The sequence below is a fragment of the Pseudomonas sp. S2_A05 genome (genome assembly GCF_054668485.1).
Window position 1 is genome coordinate 2,645,157 of sequence record NZ_CP162775.1, and the last position, 18,276, is coordinate 2,663,432.

General features: G+C 60.0%; 17 protein-coding genes. 9 read left to right on the forward strand and 8 right to left on the reverse strand.

What is annotated here, in order from left to right:
- The 5 genes from AB4O12_RS12015 (at position 1) to AB4O12_RS12035 (ending at position 4,356) form a co-directional block, all read left to right on the forward strand.
- A complete protein-coding gene (locus AB4O12_RS12015) occupies positions 1-1,635 on the forward strand; it encodes an ABC transporter ATP-binding protein (RefSeq protein WP_460062088.1) in 1,635 nt (544 codons plus the stop codon).
- A 170-nt stretch (positions 1,636-1,805) separates the two neighbouring features.
- On the forward strand, positions 1,806-2,327 hold the full coding sequence (locus tag AB4O12_RS12020) for a DUF3455 domain-containing protein (protein WP_460062091.1): 522 nt from the start codon (positions 1,806-1,808) through the stop codon (positions 2,325-2,327).
- A 161-nt stretch (positions 2,328-2,488) separates the two neighbouring features.
- Positions 2,489-3,016 carry a sigma-70 family RNA polymerase sigma factor gene (locus AB4O12_RS12025; protein WP_095182134.1) on the forward strand — a complete coding sequence of 176 codons (528 nt, stop codon included), beginning with the start codon at positions 2,489-2,491 and terminating at the stop codon, positions 3,014-3,016.
- Entirely contained in the window at positions 3,013-3,705 is a 693-nt protein-coding gene (locus AB4O12_RS12030) for an anti-sigma factor (RefSeq protein WP_095182135.1), read from the forward strand. Before AB4O12_RS12025 ends, AB4O12_RS12030 begins: the two co-directional genes overlap by 4 nt.
- Before the next feature lie 132 nt (positions 3,706-3,837).
- Complete coding sequence (locus AB4O12_RS12035; RefSeq protein ID WP_217862971.1) at positions 3,838-4,356, forward strand: phage infection protein; 519 nt, start codon at positions 3,838-3,840, stop codon at positions 4,354-4,356.
- A 70-nt stretch (positions 4,357-4,426) separates the two neighbouring features.
- Here AB4O12_RS12035 and AB4O12_RS12040 read toward each other — a convergent pair whose 3' ends face one another.
- Positions 4,427-5,509 (reverse strand): DUF1615 domain-containing protein, encoded by a 1,083-nt coding sequence (locus tag AB4O12_RS12040; protein WP_460062096.1) that lies wholly within the window; start codon positions 5,507-5,509, stop codon positions 4,427-4,429.
- 268 nt (positions 5,510-5,777) lie between these two features.
- On the opposite strand from AB4O12_RS12040, the gene AB4O12_RS12045 reads away from it, so the two are divergent.
- The 3 genes from AB4O12_RS12045 to AB4O12_RS12055 all read left to right on the forward strand — a co-directional run bounded on the left by AB4O12_RS12045 (position 5,778) and on the right by AB4O12_RS12055 (position 10,277).
- A complete protein-coding gene (locus AB4O12_RS12045) occupies positions 5,778-7,982 on the forward strand; it encodes a TonB-dependent receptor (RefSeq protein WP_056788653.1) in 2,205 nt (734 codons plus the stop codon).
- A 202-nt stretch (positions 7,983-8,184) separates the two neighbouring features.
- On the forward strand, positions 8,185-9,711 hold the full coding sequence (locus AB4O12_RS12050) for an FAD-dependent oxidoreductase (protein WP_460062099.1): 1,527 nt from the start codon (positions 8,185-8,187) through the stop codon (positions 9,709-9,711).
- Between the two features lie 122 nt (positions 9,712-9,833).
- Entirely contained in the window at positions 9,834-10,277 is a 444-nt protein-coding gene (locus AB4O12_RS12055; protein ID WP_056788647.1) for a hypothetical protein, read from the forward strand.
- Between the two features lie 96 nt (positions 10,278-10,373).
- Here AB4O12_RS12055 and hemB read toward each other — a convergent pair whose 3' ends face one another.
- Positions 10,374-11,348, reverse strand: coding sequence for a porphobilinogen synthase (hemB, locus tag AB4O12_RS12060; RefSeq protein WP_016775388.1), 975 nt, complete (start codon positions 11,346-11,348; stop codon positions 10,374-10,376).
- Between the two features lie 255 nt (positions 11,349-11,603).
- Positions 11,604-12,302, reverse strand: a complete 699-nt coding sequence (locus tag AB4O12_RS12065; RefSeq protein ID WP_122611212.1) for a glutathione binding-like protein — start codon at positions 12,300-12,302, stop codon at positions 11,604-11,606.
- Positions 12,303-12,585: 283 nt separating this feature from the next.
- On the opposite strand from AB4O12_RS12065, the gene AB4O12_RS12070 reads away from it, so the two are divergent.
- Entirely contained in the window at positions 12,586-13,260 is a 675-nt protein-coding gene (locus tag AB4O12_RS12070) for a hypothetical protein (protein WP_024013504.1), read from the forward strand.
- Between the two features lie 109 nt (positions 13,261-13,369).
- Here AB4O12_RS12070 and mnmH read toward each other — a convergent pair whose 3' ends face one another.
- The 5 genes from mnmH to AB4O12_RS12095 form a co-directional block, all read right to left on the reverse strand.
- The gene (gene mnmH, locus AB4O12_RS12075) at positions 13,370-14,476 is read right to left on the reverse strand and encodes a tRNA 2-selenouridine(34) synthase MnmH (protein WP_236169570.1); all 1,107 of its coding nucleotides are present in this window, start codon (positions 14,474-14,476) and stop codon (positions 13,370-13,372) included.
- Positions 14,476-15,510 carry a selenide, water dikinase SelD gene (selD, locus tag AB4O12_RS12080; protein ID WP_024013506.1) on the reverse strand — a complete coding sequence of 345 codons (1,035 nt, stop codon included), beginning with the start codon at positions 15,508-15,510 and terminating at the stop codon, positions 14,476-14,478. Before selD ends, mnmH begins: the two co-directional genes overlap by 1 nt.
- 172 nt (positions 15,511-15,682) lie before the next feature.
- On the reverse strand, positions 15,683-16,822 hold the full coding sequence (locus AB4O12_RS12085; RefSeq protein ID WP_460062104.1) for a hypothetical protein: 1,140 nt from the start codon (positions 16,820-16,822) through the stop codon (positions 15,683-15,685).
- Between the two features lie 202 nt (positions 16,823-17,024).
- On the reverse strand, positions 17,025-17,270 hold the full coding sequence (locus AB4O12_RS12090; RefSeq protein ID WP_460062106.1) for a hypothetical protein: 246 nt from the start codon (positions 17,268-17,270) through the stop codon (positions 17,025-17,027).
- A complete protein-coding gene (locus AB4O12_RS12095; RefSeq protein ID WP_460062108.1) occupies positions 17,267-18,139 on the reverse strand; it encodes a hypothetical protein in 873 nt (290 codons plus the stop codon). Before AB4O12_RS12095 ends, AB4O12_RS12090 begins: the two co-directional genes overlap by 4 nt.
- Positions 18,140-18,276: the final 137 nt, after the last annotated feature.

Below are 18,276 nucleotides of genomic sequence, written 5' to 3' on the forward strand. Positions count from 1 at the left end.
ATGCAAGACCATTTAATCGAGATCCGCGACCTGCGCGTCGCCTTCGCCGGGCAGGAAGTGGTGCACGGTGTGAATCTGGATATCCGCCGTGGCGAGTGTCTGGCGCTGGTCGGCGAGTCCGGCTCGGGCAAGTCAGTGACGGCGCATTCGATTCTGCGTTTGTTGCCGGGCAAGAACGTCAGCAGCAGCGGCGCGATTCGCTACAACGGCGTGGATTTGCTGCACGCCAGCGAACAGCAGATGCGTGGTCTGCGCGGCAATCGCATTGCGATGATTTTCCAGGAGCCGATGACTTCGCTGAACCCGTTGCACACGGTGGAAAAACAGATCAGCGAAGTGCTGGAAATCCACAAGGGCCTCAAGGGCCGCGCCGCCCGCGCGCGGACGCTGGAGCTGCTGGAACTGGTGGGTATTCGCCAGCCGTTGCAGCGACTCAAAGCCTATCCGCATCAGCTTTCCGGTGGTCAGCGCCAACGGGTAATGATCGCCATGGCGCTGGCCAACGAGCCGGAACTGTTGATTGCCGATGAACCGACCACGGCGCTGGACGTGACCGTACAGCAGAAGATTCTTGAACTGCTGATCGAGTTGCAGCAGCGCCTCGGCATGTCGCTGTTGCTGATCAGCCACGACCTCAATCTGGTACGCCGGATCGCTCAGCGCGTGTGCGTAATGCGTCAGGGCGAGATCGTTGAACAGGCCGATTGCGAGACGCTGTTCCAAGCGCCGCAACACCCCTATAGCCGGTTGTTGATCGAAGCGGAACCGAGCGGCGCGCCAGTGCCCAGTGAGTACGAGCACAACCTGCTGGAAGTCGATGATTTGAAGGTGTGGTTTGCCCTGCCGAAAAAACTCTTCAGCCGCCAGCAGGATTACATCAAAGCGGTGGACGGCGTCAGTTTCACCCTGCAACGCGGCAAGACCCTGGGGATTGTCGGCGAATCGGGGTCGGGCAAGTCGACGCTGGGCCAGGCGATCCTGCGCCTGGTCGAATCAGAGGGCAATATCCGTTTCGGCAACAAGCAGTTGAGCCTGCTCAATCAGCGTCTGATGCGCCCGTTGCGCCGGCAGATTCAGGTGGTGTTTCAGGACCCGTTCGGCAGCCTCAGCCCGCGCATGTCGGTGCAGCAGATCATCGCCGAAGGCTTGCTGACCCATGGCATCGGCAGCGAGGCCGAGCGCGAGGCAGCGGTGATTCGCGTGCTCGAGGAAGTCGGCCTCGATCCGCAAAGCCGCCATCGTTACCCCCACGAGTTTTCCGGCGGCCAGCGCCAGCGCATCTCCATCGCCCGCGCACTGGTGCTGGAACCGGCGCTGATCCTGCTCGACGAACCGACGTCGGCGCTGGATCGCACGGTGCAGAAGCAAGTGGTGGAGTTGTTGCGCCAGTTGCAGATCAGGCATGGGCTGACGTACCTCTTCATCAGCCATGACCTGGCGGTGGTGCATGCGCTGGCGCATGACTTGATGGTGATCAAGGACGGCAAGGTGGTTGAACAAGGCTCGTCGCGGGAGATTTTCGCTGCGCCGCAACATCCGTATACCCAGGAACTCCTGAAAGCCTCCGGCCTGAAGCCTGATGAAGAACCTTGTGGGAGCGAGCCTGCTCGCGAATGCGGTGCATCAGTCACATAAGTGCTGGCTGGCCCGACGCTTTCGCGAGCAGGCTCGCTCCCACAGGTTTGATAGGTGGTGTTTGAAATTTATTTTTCCGGCACTGCATCCAATCGCCTCCGCCACGGGTAGTCCCTGTAACAGCCCACTCTGGTGCTGTCAGCGCCCTTCCCTTTTCGGAGAATCATCGGATGAACATCACCCAGCTGATTGGCTTCACCGGTTTGCTCGCCTTCACCGCGACCACCTTCGCCCAGAGCAGTTATCCCGACGCGATCAAGGTGCCGGACGGGCACAAGATTGCCCTGGAAACCACCGGGGTTGGCGAGATCACCTACGAATGCCGCGACAAGCCCAATATGGCCGGGCAGACCGAATGGACCTTTGTCGGCCCGAAAGCGGTGCTCAATGATCGCAGCGGCAAACAGGTCGGCACCTATTTCGGCCCGCCAGCGACCTGGCAAGCCAAGGACGGTTCGATAGTCACCGGCACGCAATTGGCCGTGGCACCGTCGAGCCCGGGCAACCTGCCCTATCAACTGGTCAAGGCCAATCCGGCCGAGGGCAAAGGCGCGATGACCGGGGTCAGCTACATCCAGCGTGTTGCGCTCAAGGGCGGCGTCGCGCCGGGCAGTGAGTGCACCATGGCGAACAAGGGCAAGCAGGAAGTGGTGAAGTACCAAGCGGATTATATTTTCTGGGCGGCTAACTGATATCCGGAAGCAGTGCACAATCCTGTGGGAGCGAGCTTGCTCGCGAAGAAGGAGTGTCAGTCGCCTTATTACTTTCTGACCCACCGCATTCGCGAGCAAGCTCGCTCCCACAGGGAACCATGCCTCTGGATGTTTGGGAAATGTGAGCTAGATTGCACCCCATGCCTTTACCCGAATCCGTTTTCGATTACGAAGCCCGCCTCGCCGCCTGTGCCCGAGGCGAGCGCGCGGCTTTGCGCGATTTGTATGTGCAGGAAGGCCCGCGCCTGCTCGGTGTGGCCAAGCGGCTGGTGCGCGATACGGCGCTGGCGGAGGACATTGTGCATGAGGCATTCATCAAGATCTGGCACGGCGCGGCCGGGTTCGACCCGGCGCGCGGCTCGGCGCGGGGCTGGATGTTCAGCGTGACCCGGCACCTGGCCTTGAATCAGTTGCGCAAGCAAAGTCGGGAAACGCCGTTCAGCGAAGAACATGAGACAGCGGCGTCTGATGAGGCGGTCGATGTTCACTCGGCGCGCATTCATCGCTGCCTCGAACAACTGGAACCGCAGCGGCGCAGCTGCATCCTCCATGCCTACGTCGACGGTTATAGCCACGCGCAGATTTCCGCGCGCCTCGACACGCCGCTGGGCACGGTCAAAGCGTGGATCAAGCGCAGCCTCAATGCTTTGCGGGAGTGCATGGGATGACCGGCGAATCAGCGCAGGAACGGGATGAACTGGCCGGCGAATACGTGCTCGGCACCTTGTCGTTCGAACAGCGCATCGAGGTGCAACGGCGCCTGCCGAACGATCCTGAGTTGCGCGCGGCAGTCGACGCATGGGAGCGACGTCTGCTGGAGCTGACCGATCTGGCCGAACCTCAGCAACCCTCGGCGCAGTTATGGCCACGTATCGAGCGCAGTCTCGAGCGGCTGACGGTGAGAAAACCTCTCGCTTCCTGGTGGAACCTGCTGCCGCTATGGCGCGGTTTGAGTGCGGCGGGCCTGGCTGCGACGCTGATTCTGGGCGCGATGCTACTGACCCAGACTGCGCCGAAACCGAGTTATCTGGTCGTGCTGGTGGCGCCGCAGGACAAGGCGCCGGGTTGGGTGATTCAGGCGAGCAATGCGCGGGAGATCCAGTTGATTCCGCTGGGGGTGGTCGAGGTGCCGGCGGACAAGGCGCTGGAGTTCTGGACCAAGGCTGACGGCTGGTCGGGACCGGTTTCATTGGGACTGGTCAAACCGGGGCAAGCGTTGTCGGTGCCGCTGGACAAGTTGCCGCCGCTGCAACCCAACCAGCTGTTTGAGCTGACCCTGGAAGGCGCCAATGGCTCACCGATCGGCAAACCGACCGGGCCGATTCAGGCGATCGGGCGTGCGGTGAAGGTGCTCTGAGGCTCTGCTACGCGGTTGTCCGCAACCATCATCGACGTCGATGTTCACCATCACGGCAATGAAGTTCTCATAAAAAATTCCGGGCGTAACATCAGCTCCATACCAACCAACAACACCCCGGAGCACACCATCATGAAACGCCAGACTCTTCTCAGCATCGCTTTCTCGGTTTTCGCAGTTAATGCTTTCGCCGCCACCCCGGCGCACACCATGATCGCCGAAGGCGGCTCGGACAAACTGATCGAAAGCCGTCTGGCTGAAGGCGGTTCGGATCGTCTGATCGAACGCCGCGTTGCCGAAGGTGGTTCCGATCGTCTGATCGAGCGCCGCGTTGCCGAAGGTGGCTCGGATCGTCTGATCGAGCGCCGCGTTGCCGAAGGTGGTTCGGATCGTCTGATCGAACGCCGTGTTGCCGAAGGTGGTTCGGATCGTCTGATCGAACGCCGCGTTGCTGAAGGTGGTTCGGATCGTCTGATCGAGCGCCGCGTTGCCGAAGGTGGTTCGGATCGTCTGATCGAACGCCGCGTTGCTGAAGGTGGCTCGGATCGTCTGATCGAACGCCGTGTTGCCGAAGGTGGTTCGGATCGTCTGATCGAACGCCGTGTTGCCGAAGGTGGTTCGGATCGTCTGATCGAACGCCGTGTTGCCTGATGCATCACTGCAAGCGCAACACCGCAGAGAAACCCGGCTCCCGCAGCCGGGTTTTTTATGTCTGCGTGTTTTATCCGGCCTTCGCCATGCAGCGCTTGTAACGCTCGTCCACGCGTTTGGCGAACCAGGCTGTGGTGAGTTTGCGAGTGATCTTCGGACTCTGCAGCACAATCCCCGGCAATACCGCGCGCGGTAACGCCTTGCCTTCGGCCCGCTCCGCCAGTTCGAACACGCGCTGATAGAGTTTGGTCTCTTCGAATTCCAGGGTTTTGCCCTTCTCCAGTTGATCGCGAATCGTCGGGTTGCGCATGCCCAGCGACTTGCCGAGGGTGCGCACCGCCAGTTCGGTGCTACCGGGCATGATCGAGTCGTAGCGAATCAGGTCGCCGTCCAGAGTCAGCGGAATGCCGGACGCGCGGCTGACCGCATTCTGAAACGCGGCATTGCGACTGGCGTACCAGCCGGCGTTGAAATCGGCGAAACGATACAACGGCTCGCGGTAATTCACCGGGTAACCAAGCAAATGGGCGATGCCGAAATACATGCCGCCGCGCCGGCTGAACACTTCACGGCGGATCGTGCCGTCCACCGTGTACGGATAATCCTTGGCGTGCTCCTCGGCGAATTCGATGCTGACCTGCATCGGCCCGCCGGTGTGCACCGGGTTGAAGCCGCCGAACAGCGTGCGGCCCATCGGCACCATGCCGATGAAGTCGTCGAAAATCGCGCTCAGTTCCTTTTCACTGCGCGCCGCATTCAGACGCTCGCTGTAGCTCTTGCCGTTGGGCGAGCGCACTTGCAGAGCGCCGCTGACCAGCAGGCTGGGGATGTGCACCTTGGCGGCGCGGCGGTCGATTTCGTCGCGGGCAATCTTGCCCAGGCCGGGCACCGTCGGGTCAGCCTGGAAAGTCGATTCCTGCTCGGCCACGGCCAGTACCGAACACAGATTCTGCGTGGTGGTATTGATGCCTTGTGCGGCAAACGCAGCGTAGATGTCCGTGGCCCAGCCCTGACGGTCGGCGGTTTTTGCCGGCAACAGCCGAACGATTTCCGCCTTCACTTCAGCCGGCGGACGCGGCGCCGGTTCGTTGCTGCGCTGGCTGGCGCAACCGGCGAGCAGTAGCACCGCGCCGAGAGTAATGAGTAATCGCATGTTGCTCCATCCAATCAAATTAGCCACAACACCATACACAACCCCCGTAGGAGCTGCCGCAGGCTGCGATCTTTTGATCTTGCTTTTTGCAGATCAGATCAAGATCAAAATCAAAAGATCGCAGCCTTCGGCAGCTCCTACACGCTGATGACAAACTGATTGCAAAACGTTACTGCGAAACCCTATCATTCGCGCCTGGAGTCGCATTAGCGCAAGGAGTTCCGCGCCGCCCTTATTTTTCTTTGGCCGCTCGCCTCCAGGATCCGACATGCCCGCTTCAGCTCGACTCGGCGCTCCATTTCGCCCGACTTTGCTTGCCCTGCTGTGCACCCTGACCGTTACCGCCCACGCCGCTGAACAAAACAGCAAAGAGCTGGTGCTCGACGACGTCAACGTCAATGCCCAAGCCCCGACACCCAACGCCCTGCCCCCGGTCTACGCTGGCGGTCAGGTTGCGCGCGGCGGCCAGTTGGGCGTGCTCGGCAATCAGGACATGATGGACGTGCCCTTCAGCGCCGCGTCCTACACCGAGCAATTGATCCAGGATCAGCAGGCGGAAAACGTCGCCGATGTACTGCTCAACGATTCTTCCGTGCGCCAGGCCTCGGGCTTCTCCAACCAGGCGCAGGTCTTCATGATTCGCGGCCTGCCGCTCAATGGCGACGACATTTCCTATAACGGCCTGTACGGCGTGTTGCCCCGGCAAATCATTTCCACCGATGCGCTGGAGCGCGTGGAAGTGTTCAAAGGCCCCAACGCTTTCATCAACGGCGTGACCCCGACCGGTTCCGGCATCGGCGGCGGCGTCAACCTGCAACCCAAGCGGGCCGGCGACGTGCCGCTGCGTCGTTACACCACCGACATCAACAGCGAAGGCCGCATCGGTCATCACTTCGACATCGGCCAGCGTTTCGGTGAAGACAACCGCTTCGGTGCGCGGGTCAACCTGTCGCAACGCGAGGGCGACACCGGCATCGATCACGAGAACCAGCGCTCGAAACTGTTCGCCATCGGTCTGGATTATCGCGGCGATGCGCTACGGGTTTCCGGTGACTTCGCCTATCAGAAGGAACGCGTCAACGGCGGCCGCAGCTCGGTCAACCTCGGCACCGCCACGCACATCCCGGATGCGCCATCGGCGGACACCAACTACGCGCCGAAATGGGGCTACACCGACATCGAAGACACCTTCGGCATGCTCCGCGCCGAGTACGACCTCAACGACAACTGGACCGCTTACGCCGCCGGTGGCGCCAAGCACACCCGTGAAGTCGGGCGCTATAACTCGACCACGCTGGTCGGCAACAGCGGCGCCTCGTTCACCACCGGCTCGTTCGTCCCCCACGATGAGGACAACACCAGCGTCATGGCCGGCCTCAACGGCAAATTCAACACCGGGCCAGTCAGCCACAAGCTGAATTTCGGCCTGACCGGGATCTGGGCCGAGCAGCGCAGCGCTTATGACTTCGACCTGACCCGCTACTCCAACAACATCTATCACCCGATCACTACCCCAGCGCCGGTCGGCAACTTCGCCGGTGGCGATCTCAACGATCCGGGCATCGTCGGCAAGACCTTCAACCGCAGCGTGGCGATTTCCGACACCCTCGGTTTCTTCGATGATCGCCTGCTGGTCACCGCCGGTCTGCGTCGCCAGCAACTGGTGGTGCAGGGTTACAGCTACGCCAGCTACGGCAGCGGCCCGCGTTCGTCGAGCTACGACGAATCGATCACCACTCCGGTGTACGGCATCGTGTTCAAGCCGTGGGAGCATGTGTCGTTCTACGCCAACCATATCGAAGGCCTGGCCCAAGGGCCGACTTCGCCGACCAGCTCCGGCGGTTTCCGCGTCACCAACGGCAACGAGGTCTACGCACCGAAACGCTCCAAGCAGACCGAACTGGGCGTGAAAGTCGACATGGGCACCTACGGTGCGAGCCTCGGTGTTTACCGCATCGAACAGCCAAGCGATGGCTACTGCGAAATCAACAGTCCGACCACTTGCACCTACGTCCGTGAAGGCGAACAGATCAACAAAGGCGTGGAGATGAACGTGTTCGGCGAGCCGATCGACGGCCTGCGCCTGATCAGTGGCCTGACCCTGATGGACACCGAACTGAAAAACACCCTCAACGGCGCCAACGACGGTAACCACGCCATCGGCGTACCGACCTTCCAGTTCAACGCTGGCGTGGATTGGGACGTGCCAGGCCTGCAAGGCGTTGCGCTGAACGCGCGGATGCTGCGCACCGGCGGACAATACGCCGACGCAGCAAACAACCTCAGCCTGCCGACGTGGAACCGCTTCGATGCAGGCGCGCGTTATGCGTTCAAGGTGTCGGAGAAGGACGTGACCGTGCGGTTCGGTGTTGAGAACCTGGCGAACAAGAAGTACTGGGAATCGGCTCAGGGCGGCTACCTGACCCAGGGCGAACCGCGAGTGGCGAAGTTATCGGGGACGATCGACTTCTAAGCGTCATCGCGTCGTAAAAAAGGCCCCGCAGCTTCACGGTTGCGGGGCCTTTCTGGTTTTTGTGGTGCTTGATCCGGCCTCTTCGCGAGCAGGCTCGCTCCCACACTGGAATGCGTTCCCTGTGGGAGCGAGCCTGCTCGCGAAGAGGCCGGAACTGGCGACCTGATCCATACTTGCTGCACAGCCACAGGAGGACAGCCCCATGAACCGCAGCGACGTGCTGATCATCGGCGCCGGCCCGACCGGTCTGGTCCTGGCGCTGTGGCTGAGCAAACTCGGCGTGCGCGTGCGCATCATCGACAAGACCTCGGCGCCAGGCACCACTTCCCGCGCTCTGGCCGTGCAGGCACGCACCCTCGAGCTGTATCGCCAACTCGACCTCGCCGACACCATCGTGCGTCGCGGCCATCAGGTCGCTGCGGCGAATTTCTGGGTCAACGGCAAACCGGTCGCGCACCTGCCACTCAAGCGCATCGGCGAAGGCCTGACGCCTTACGCGTTTGTCGAGATTTTCCCGCAGGACGAGCACGAACGGCTGTTGCTCGAGCGCCTCGAAGATTACGGCGTCAGTGTGGAGCGCAATACCGCACTGGACAGCTTCGAGGAAACCGGCGACACCCTCACCGCCCACCTGCGCCTGCCCGATGGCCGGCAGGAAGTTTGTCAGGCCTGCTATCTGGCCGGTTGCGACGGCGCCCGTTCGGTGGTGCGCAAAGCCCTCGACACCGACTTCCCCGGCGGCACCTATCAGCAGATTTTCTACGTCGCCGATATCACGGCCAGCGGCCCGGCGCTCAATGGCGAGTTGCATCTGGACCTGGACCAAGCGGATTTTCTCGCGGTGTTTCCACTGGCCGGCGAAGGCCGCGCGCGACTGATCGGCACGGTGCGTGACGAACGCGCCGAGCGTGCCGAAACCCTGCAATTTGCCGACGTCAGCAGCCGCGCCATCGAACACCTGAAAGTGCATATCGAAGACGTGCACTGGTTCTCCACCTACCGCGTGCATCACCGCGTGGCCGAGCACTTTCGCAACGGCCGGGCGTTTCTGCTCGGCGATGCCGCCCATGTACACAGTCCGGCCGGTGGCCAGGGCATGAACACGGGCATTGGCGATGCAATCAATCTGGCCTGGAAGCTCGCCGCCGTGCTCAGCGGTGGTGCCGAACCGAAACTGCTCGACACCTACGAAACCGAGCGCATCGCCTTCGCTCGCCGACTGGTCTCCACCACCGACAAGGTCTTCAGTTTCGTCACCGCGCAGGGTCGCATGGCCGATCTGCTACGGATGCGTGTGGCGCCGTTTCTGCTGCCGAAAATGGCCGGGTTCGAAGCCAGCCGCGAATTCCTGTTTCGCACGGTCTCGCAAGTCACCCTCAACTATCGCGGCATGCCACTGAGCCAGGGTGAAGCCGGCCACGTGCACGGCGGCGACCGCTTGCCGTGGGCGCATGATGGCGAAGGGGATAATTTCGAACCGCTACGGCAGCCATGCTGGCAGGTGCATGTCTATGGCGACACCAGCGACGAGATGATCGCCTGGTGCGCCGAACACCACTTGCCGCTGCACGTCTTCGACTGGCGCCCGGCGTTTGAAACGGCGGGATTGGGGCGCAACGGATTTTATCTGTTGCGGCCGGATACCTATGTGGCGATTGCCGATAGCAGTGCCGATCCGAAGGTGATCGAACGCTACTTCCGCGATCACGGCATCCGGCCTTTTCAGTGACCTTCACACTTTGTTGGCCAGCCATTCGTCGGAAAGACCTGAACACCTGTCAACTCTGACAGTGGACGCATTGCGCAGCGCCACCTCTAATCATTGCTCACCGTTTTCAAGGAGCAATCAAGATGGAACTGTCCACCGCAGACCAAGTGCAAGACATAGAGGTCACTGGAACATTAAACGCACTGTTCGAAGTCGCCGACCACCAACCTTTAAATGCTGCTTTGATCGAGTTGCGTTCAACCCAGCGGGTAAAATATGAGTTCCGAGGGAGAACGGAGGCCAACGACAGGTCTTTTATATTTCAAATTTTCAGCGATCTGGAAGATGGAACATATGAAATACCTTCGACCTACTACCAGTACGCCGCATTCTACTTTGCAAATCATGCAGGTTGGACGTACGCATCGCCCAATCAATCAATCTTGCATCTAACGATTTCTGAAAATAAAACTCGTTTCAGTGGAGTAATCAAAGCTGATTTCGATCCAGTCGAACACAAAATTGGTGCTTCAACGCTGTATGTCACTGCGTCGCTAGGTGTCAAACTCAGCAAAGCTCTTTTCTGATAAAAATCGAATCATGGAGACGATCGCAACCTGACGCCTCTGCCTACAAGGAGCAACCATTCCATACAGGCAATGCTGCAAGTTGCGATTCCTTTCTCAGATCCCCGCCAACGCCAGATCCATCGCAAAGTAAGTGAAGATCAGATCCGCCCCCGCACGCTTGATTGCGCCAAGGCTTTCGCGGACCACGCGATCCTCATCGATCGCCCCAGCCTGGGCGCCGAACTTGATCATCGCGTACTCGCCGCTGACCTGATACGCCGCCAGTGGCAGGTTCGAGGCCTGGCGGATGTCGCGGATGATGTCGAGGTAGGCGCCGGCCGGTTTGACCATCAGCGCATCGGCGCCTTCCTGTTCATCGAGCAGCGATTCGCGCAGGGCTTCGCGGCGGTTCATCGGGTTCATCTGATAGCTTTTGCGATCGCCCTTGAGCGCGCTGCCGCCAGCCTCGCGGAACGGACCGTACAGCGCCGAGGCGAATTTGGTCGAATAAGCCATGATCGGAATCTGCGTGAAGCCGGCAGCGTCGAGCGCCTGGCGAATCGCGCGCACCTGGCCGTCCATCGCCGCCGACGGCGCAATCACGTCAGCACCGGCGCGGGCGGCCGCTACGGCTTGTTTGCCGAGGTTGATCAGGGTCTGGTCATTGTCGACTTCGTGGTTGTGCATCACGCCGCAATGGCCGTGATCGGTGTATTCGCAGAAGCAGGTGTCGGACATCACGATCATTTCCGGCACGGCGTCCTTGGCAATGCGCGACATGCGCGACACCAGACCGTCTTCGCGCCAGGTGTCGCTGCCGTTGGCATCGAGATGATGGGACACGCCAAAGGTCATCACCGACTTGATGCCGGCACGGGCATAGCGCTCGATTTCACTGGCCAGTTTACGCTCGGGAATGCGCTGCACGCCGGGCATGCTGGTGATCGGCACGAAGTCGTCGATGTCTTCCTCGACGAAGATTGGCAGCACCAGATCGTTCAGGCTGAACTCGGTTTCCTGGAACAGACTGCGCAGGCTAGCATTGCGGCGCAGACGGCGGGGACGTGCTTCGGGGAACTGACTGGACATGGGGCCTTTCCTGAAAACAGCGGATGAGACGAAAGTCGTAGGGGGCGAAGCTTATGCCTTGCGGCGGGTGCGGGACAAACCTGGATCAATCAAGAGAGCGTTACCGGGCTTGTAATAATCTTGCATGTACATTTCAAATTCCTGTGGGAGCTGGCTTGCCAGCGATGGCGGCAGGTCAGTCACCAATGATGTTGACTGTGCTGGCTTCATCGCTGGCAAGCCAGCTCCCACAGGGGGCATGTGTACAACTGAAAGTCAGGACGGGATGGTCAGGCCACGAATGACGGCCGGGCGAGCTAGAAACCGCTCCAGCACTCGGGTGACATTGGGGAAATTCTGAATGCCGACCAGATCCCCGGCCTCATAAAACCCGAGCAGATTGCGCACCCACGGGAACGTGGCGATGTCGGCGATGGTGTAGCGCTCGCCCATGATCCAGTCGCGGCCTTCGAGGCGAGTGTTGAGCACATTCAGCAGGCGTTTGCTCTCCTCGACATACCGATCGCGTGGACGCTTGTCCTCGTAATCCTTACCGGCAAATTTGTTGAAGAAACCGAGCTGGCCGAACATCGGGCCAATGCCGCCCATCTGCCACATCAGCCATTGGATGGTCTCGTAGCGCAGCGCGCCTTCCTGAGCGAGCAGCTGGCCGCTCTTGTCGGCCAGATAAATCAGGATCGCGCCGGATTCGAACAGCGGCAGGGGTTTATCTTCCGGGCCATGCGGGTCGAGGATCGCCGGGATCTTGTTGTTCGGGTTCAGCGAGAGAAATTCCGCCGAGGTCTGGTCGTTGGTGTCGAAACCGACGCGGTGCGGCTCGTACGGCAGGCCGATCTCTTCGAGCATGATCGACACTTTGACGCCGTTGGGGGTCGGCAGGGAGTAGAGCTGAATCCAGTCCGGGTACTGCGCCGGCCATTTCTGAGTAATCGGGAATGCAGACAGATCGGTCATTGGAAGCATCCAGTCACAAATTGAAAACCGATCATAAAGTAGGCCTGCTGCCGCGCCTACACGAACCGTAACATCCTGTCGCTAACCTGCCTGCATGCCCGCAAAGGTTGCCGTTAGAGTGCTGCGCACTGGCCCGGATCGAACCAAACGGGCATTACAGGACTCTGAGTTATGCCTTTCTCGCAGAGGAAGCTGTTTATGACAGGGAAACACCCGGTGCTGGGAGCCCGCGGTGCCAAGGTTTGTCAGCCTTAACCGATTTTGCTGAAGAACCCTCGAATTGATGACGAACCTGATGAGTTTCGCCAAACGTTTCAAACATCGCGCGTACGTGGCCCTGCCCTCCCTGCTGGCAGTCAGCGCGCTTTTTCTGTCCCTCGAATCCAGCGAAAGCCGCGCCCAACCGGCGGACGGCACACAGACGCTGGTGTTCCTGCGCCACGCGGAAAAGCCCGAAGGCGGCCTCGGCCAGCTCAACTGCCAGGGCCTGAACCGCGCCATCGACCTGTCGACGCTGCTGCCGGAAAAATTCGGCAAGGCCGATTACGTATTCGCCGCCAACCCCACGCGCAATGTCGAGGAAGGCGAGCTGGATAATTCCTACAGCTACATTCGTCCGCTGATGACCATCAGCCCGGCCGCGATCAAGCTCGGCCTGCCGGTGAACATCGAATTCTCTGCCAACGACACCAGCGATCTGGCCCGCGAGCTGCTGGACGAGAAGTACCACAACTCGACGATCTACACCGCCTGGTCCCACGGTTATCTGCCGGATCTGATCAACAAGGTCGCCGGCAACGCAGTGGGCGAGCGACAGAAGATCACCGATGACTGGGCCGGCGATGACTTCGATTCGCTGTATGTGCTGACCCTGAAGTGGCACAACGGCAAGGCCAGTTTGCAGAGCCATGTCTACAAACAGGGGCTGGATAACGGCAAGGACACTTGCCCGACCTGAGTTTTGTATCGCCCGATCTTGCGTCTTCGCGAGCAGGCTCGCTCCCACAGGGGAACGCATTTCAACTGTGGGAGCGAGCCTGCTCGCGAAGAGGCCAGTTGCTTGCACCTCAAGCCTTCTGGCTGACCCGCTCGCGCAAATACTCGATCACCGCCTGACGCTCCCCGGCAAACTCGATCCGCCCGCCCTTCTTCTCGCGCTGGAATACATACATCGGGTCGTAGTACTCGCGCAGCAACACGCTTGTCCAATCGCGAAACAACTCGACCGAACCGCTAAGGGCCTGTTCGGCCAGTGCAGCCTCCATCTGACCGTACAGTCGTTGATAGCGCTCGCCACCCAGGCGACGCTGAATATTGTTCAGGCTGGCAATCAATCGCTCGGCATATAGGGCGAAACCCACCTGCTCGCCATGCAAGGCGACGAACTCGGCGTGCAGGTCAATCACGTAATCCTGCAGGATTCGCTCTACCCGATTCTCGAGGCTGTCTTCAAGCCAGACCAGCGGTGCCGCTTGCATGCCCCGGTACAGCGGCAACGGCAAGGCACAGCTGCCGACCACCCGACTCTCATCTTCCAGGACAAATTGCCCGATCCCGCGGGCGCGCTTTTTCAGCACATCGACAGCCAGGCGATTTTCGAAATCGATGTTGCCCGGTTGCCCGGTGGCGCGCTTGCCGAAACTCGAACCGCGGTGATTGGCATGGCCTTCAAGATCCAGACCATTGCTCAACTGCACCAGCACTTCGGTCTTGCCAGTACCGGTCATGCCACCGAGCAGAACCAGATCGCATTCGGCCACAGCCTGATCGACGGTTTCCAGGAGGAACGTGCGCATGGCCTTGTAGCCACCGCCCACACGCGGGTAATCGATGCCACCCTCGTCCTTGATCCATTGCTGGACGATCTGTGAACGCAGGCCACCGCGGAAACAATAGAGATAGCCGTCGGGGTGGTTACGGGCGAATTCGACCCAGCCCTGAATGCGTGCCTCCCGAACCTCGGCCGACACCAGCCGCTCACCCAGTGCAATCGCGGCTTGCTGCCCGTGCTGTTTGTAACAGGTGCCGACCTGTTCGCGCTCACGGTCGTTCATCAGCGGCAGATTGATCACACCCGGGAACGCGCCGTGGGAAAATTCAACCGGCGCGCGGACATCCATCATTGGCCGGTCGTTGAGGAAAATATCGCGGTAGTCGGTGCAGTCGCGGAGCATCAAATCACCTCGACCGCGTTCGTCTGTCGCTCAACCAGTTCGCCGATCGGCGCAAGGTTCAGGCCCAGTTCGGCGGCAACGCCGAGGAACTCGTCATTGCCTTCAGGCGTGACCGCAATCAGCAGACCGCCGCTGGTCTGCGGATCGCACAGCACGCGTTTGTGCAGTTCCTGCACGCGGCCAACCTTGCTCGAATAGCTGTCGAAGTTGCGCAGCGTACCGCCCGGCACGCAGCCCTGATCGAGGTAGTACTCGACGCTGTCCAGACGCGGCACGCGGTCATAGGCGATGCGCGCGGTCAACTGGCTGCCGTCGGCCATTTCCACCAGATGCCCGAGCAGGCCGAAACCGGTGACGTCAGTCATCGCGGTGACGCCGGCGAGTTTGCCGAAACGGCTGCCGGGCTTGTTCAGGGTGCACATCCAGTCGCGGGCGACACCGACGTCGGCGGCGCGCAACTTGCCCTTCTTTTCGGCGGTGGTGAGGATGCCGATGCCCAGCGGTTTGGTCAGGTACAACAGGCAACCGGCGGTGGCGGTGTCGTTGCGTTTCATGTGGCGCTTTTCCACGAGGCCGGTGACGGCGAGGCCGAAGATCGGCTCCGGCGCATCGATCGAATGCCCCCCCGCCAACGGAATGCCCGCCGCGTCGCACACCGAGCGACCGCCACGAATCACTTCCCGCGCCACCTCCGGCGCCAGCACATTCACCGGCCAACCGAGGATCGCGATCGCCATCAACGGATCGCCGCCCATCGCATAGATATCGCTGATCGCATTGGTTGCGGCGATGCGGCCGAAGTCGAACGGGTCATCGACAATCGGCATGAAAAAATCGGTGGTCGACACCACACCGCGCTCGGCATCGATCGCATACACCGCCGCGTCATCACGCGATGCATTGCCGACCCAGAGTTTTGGATCGAGGTTCTGTGCGCCGCTGCCGGCGAGGATCACTTCCAGCACCTGTGGGGAAATCTTGCAGCCACAACCGGCGCCATGGCTGTATTGGGTCAGACGAATCGGCTCGCTCATGGGAGAGTCTCTGGCAATGAATGGGGCGGATTCTAGCAGAGCGCGAGAGCGCAGATTTTTGTGCTGACCGAGCGGCCCCTTCGCGAGCAGGCTCGCTCCCACATTTGTACGGTGGTCTCCTGTGGGAGCTAGCCCGCTCGCGAAAGCTATCGAACCTGCCTGCACCGCCCAGTCAGCCCCGCCTGCAAACCTCAGCGAAAATCTGCGTAATCGGCCGATGCGGCTGGCGCTTGTGCATCTGCCGCACTTGTTCGCTTAGTCGCAACAGCTCTTCACTGGGCTTGGCCCATTGCTCTTCGGGCAGCGGCTCGGACCAGGCGCGCATGACTTCCGGCAGCGCCTGCTTGCCGATTCTTTCCAGACGGCGCACTTCCCATTCGACCAGACGATTGGGAATCGTCCATAAAGTCATGACGTGATACAGGTACCAAAAAAATCCCGACAACCGCGAGCGGCGGCCGTCACGGATCTGCTGATGCATCCGCGCGCGGGCGTTACGAAAAGTGTGCAGGCCTTCGTGGGGTGGGTCGTCTGGGCCTTGAAGGTCTTGCAAATCCTGAATCGATTTGAGGTCGTTGACTTCGTACTCCATGTAACCGCGAATCGCTTCCCAATGACTGATCGCGAGCTCCAGGCCGGCGCATTGGAATTCGAGGCTGGTGAGGGTATCGCCGTGATGAAAACCGATGCCCATGCCGTATTGCCGATGGATGCCGAATTGGGTGGCGCCTTTGGCTTCGATGATCCACGCGGACAGCGATTCCCATGGGATGAAGACTGGTTCGGTGGCGCCCTCGGGCATGAAGCAGACTTCGCGGCGTTGGCGGTTGAAGCGGGTTGGGATGAGGGAGAGACGTTTTTTGTGGACGTGGTGCCAGACGCCTAGGCCAATAAGTAGGATCGAGGGGCCGCAGATTAATTGGTTCTTGTAAGCCTCTTCGAATACACCAATCATTGATTCCCAAATTGCCCCGTTTCCATAGCCAAAAATAATACCTAGCAAGCCGGTAAATAAAGGAAATAAAACGATGATCATAAAGGCGCCTGCGGTTGGCGCGCCGAGAATTACCTGCCACGAAAATACCTCTGGCAGTCCAAGCCCAAAGTCCATGTATCCGTCATTGAACGCTCCGATATGAGGTCCGTAAGGCGGCATTGATGTAGGTAATGGCAACGGTGCGAGGTAGGTAATTTTCCCGCTTGGGAACGGCTCAATATCGCCCGCTTTTTTAACCCCCTCATATTCCGAACTGGAAAGAGGATTACTGCGATTATTCAGCATGGTCAGCCCTTTCGAGGTATTGATTTTCAACCAGCAGAACCATCGGGTTTTCCTTGGCCGACCCGGTAGCAACAACTGAAAAATGGCCACCACCCCGAGGGTCTCCCACCTCGGCCAAGATCAACCGAAACATCCGCATCCAACGCGGTCCCCTGTGGGAGCGAGCCTGCTCGCGAAGGCGCTCAAACAGGCAAAAAACCTCCCCCTCCTCTGGTCACAAAACTGCTCTGCATCAGTCCACAGCCCGCCTGCAAATCTCAGCGAAAATCTGCGTAATCGGCCGATGCGGCTGGCGCTTGTGCATCCGCCGCACTTGTTCGCTCAGCCGCAACAACTCTTCACTGGGCTTGGCCCATTGCTCTTTCGGCAGCGGCTCGGACCAGGCGCGCATGACTTCCGGCAGCGCCTGCTTGCCGATTCTTTCCAGACGGCGCACTTCCCATTCGACCAAACGGTTTGGAATCGTCCATAAAGTCATGACGTGATACAGGTACCAAAAAATCCCGACAACCGCGAGCGGCGGCCTTCACGGATCTGCTGGTGCATCCGCGCGCGGGCATTGTGGAATGTATGCAGGCCTTCGTGGGGCGGGTCGCCCGGGCCTTGAAGGTCTTGCAAATCCTGAATGGATTTGAGGTCGTTGACTTCGTACTCCATGTAACCGCGAATCGCTTCCCAATGGCTGATCGCGAGCTCCAGGCCGGCGCATTGGAATTCCTGGCTTATGAGGGTTTCACCTTGGTAGAAACCGATGCCCATGCCGTATTGGCGGTGGATGCCGAACTGGGTGGCGCCTTTGGCTTCGATGATCCAGGCAGACAGCGATTCCCATGGGACGAAGACTGGCTCGATGGCGCCTTCGGGCATGAAGCAGACTTCGCGGCGTTGACGGTTGAAGCGGGTTGGGATGAGAGTGGCGCGTTTGTTGTGAGCGTGGTGCCAGACGCCTAGACAAATAAGCAAGATCAAGGGGCTGCTGATTAATTCATTTTCCAATGCCACTTCGAATACACCAACCATTGACTCCCAAATTGCCTCGTTTCTATAGCCAAATAGAATTCCTAGCAAGCCCGTGAACAAAGGAAATAAAACGAGAACTATAAAAGTGCCTGCGGTCGTTCCGCCGATAATTAGCTGCCATGGGAATACCTCCAGTGAGCCGAGACCAAAGTCCATGTATCCGTCATTGAACGCTCCGATGTGAGGTCCGTAAGGCGGCATCGCTGTAGGTAAGGGCAATGGTGCGAGATAGGTAATTTTTCCACTCGGAAATGGCTCTACATCGCCCGCTTTTCTGACCACCTCACATTGCGCATCAACAATAGGCTCATTGTGATTATTCAGCATGGTCAGCCCATTCGAGGTATTGAGTTTCTACCAGCAGAACCATCGGGTTTTCCTTGACCGACCCGGTAGCAACAACTGAGAAATGGCCGCCACCCCGAGGGTCTCCCACCTCGGCCAAGATCAACCGAAACATCCGC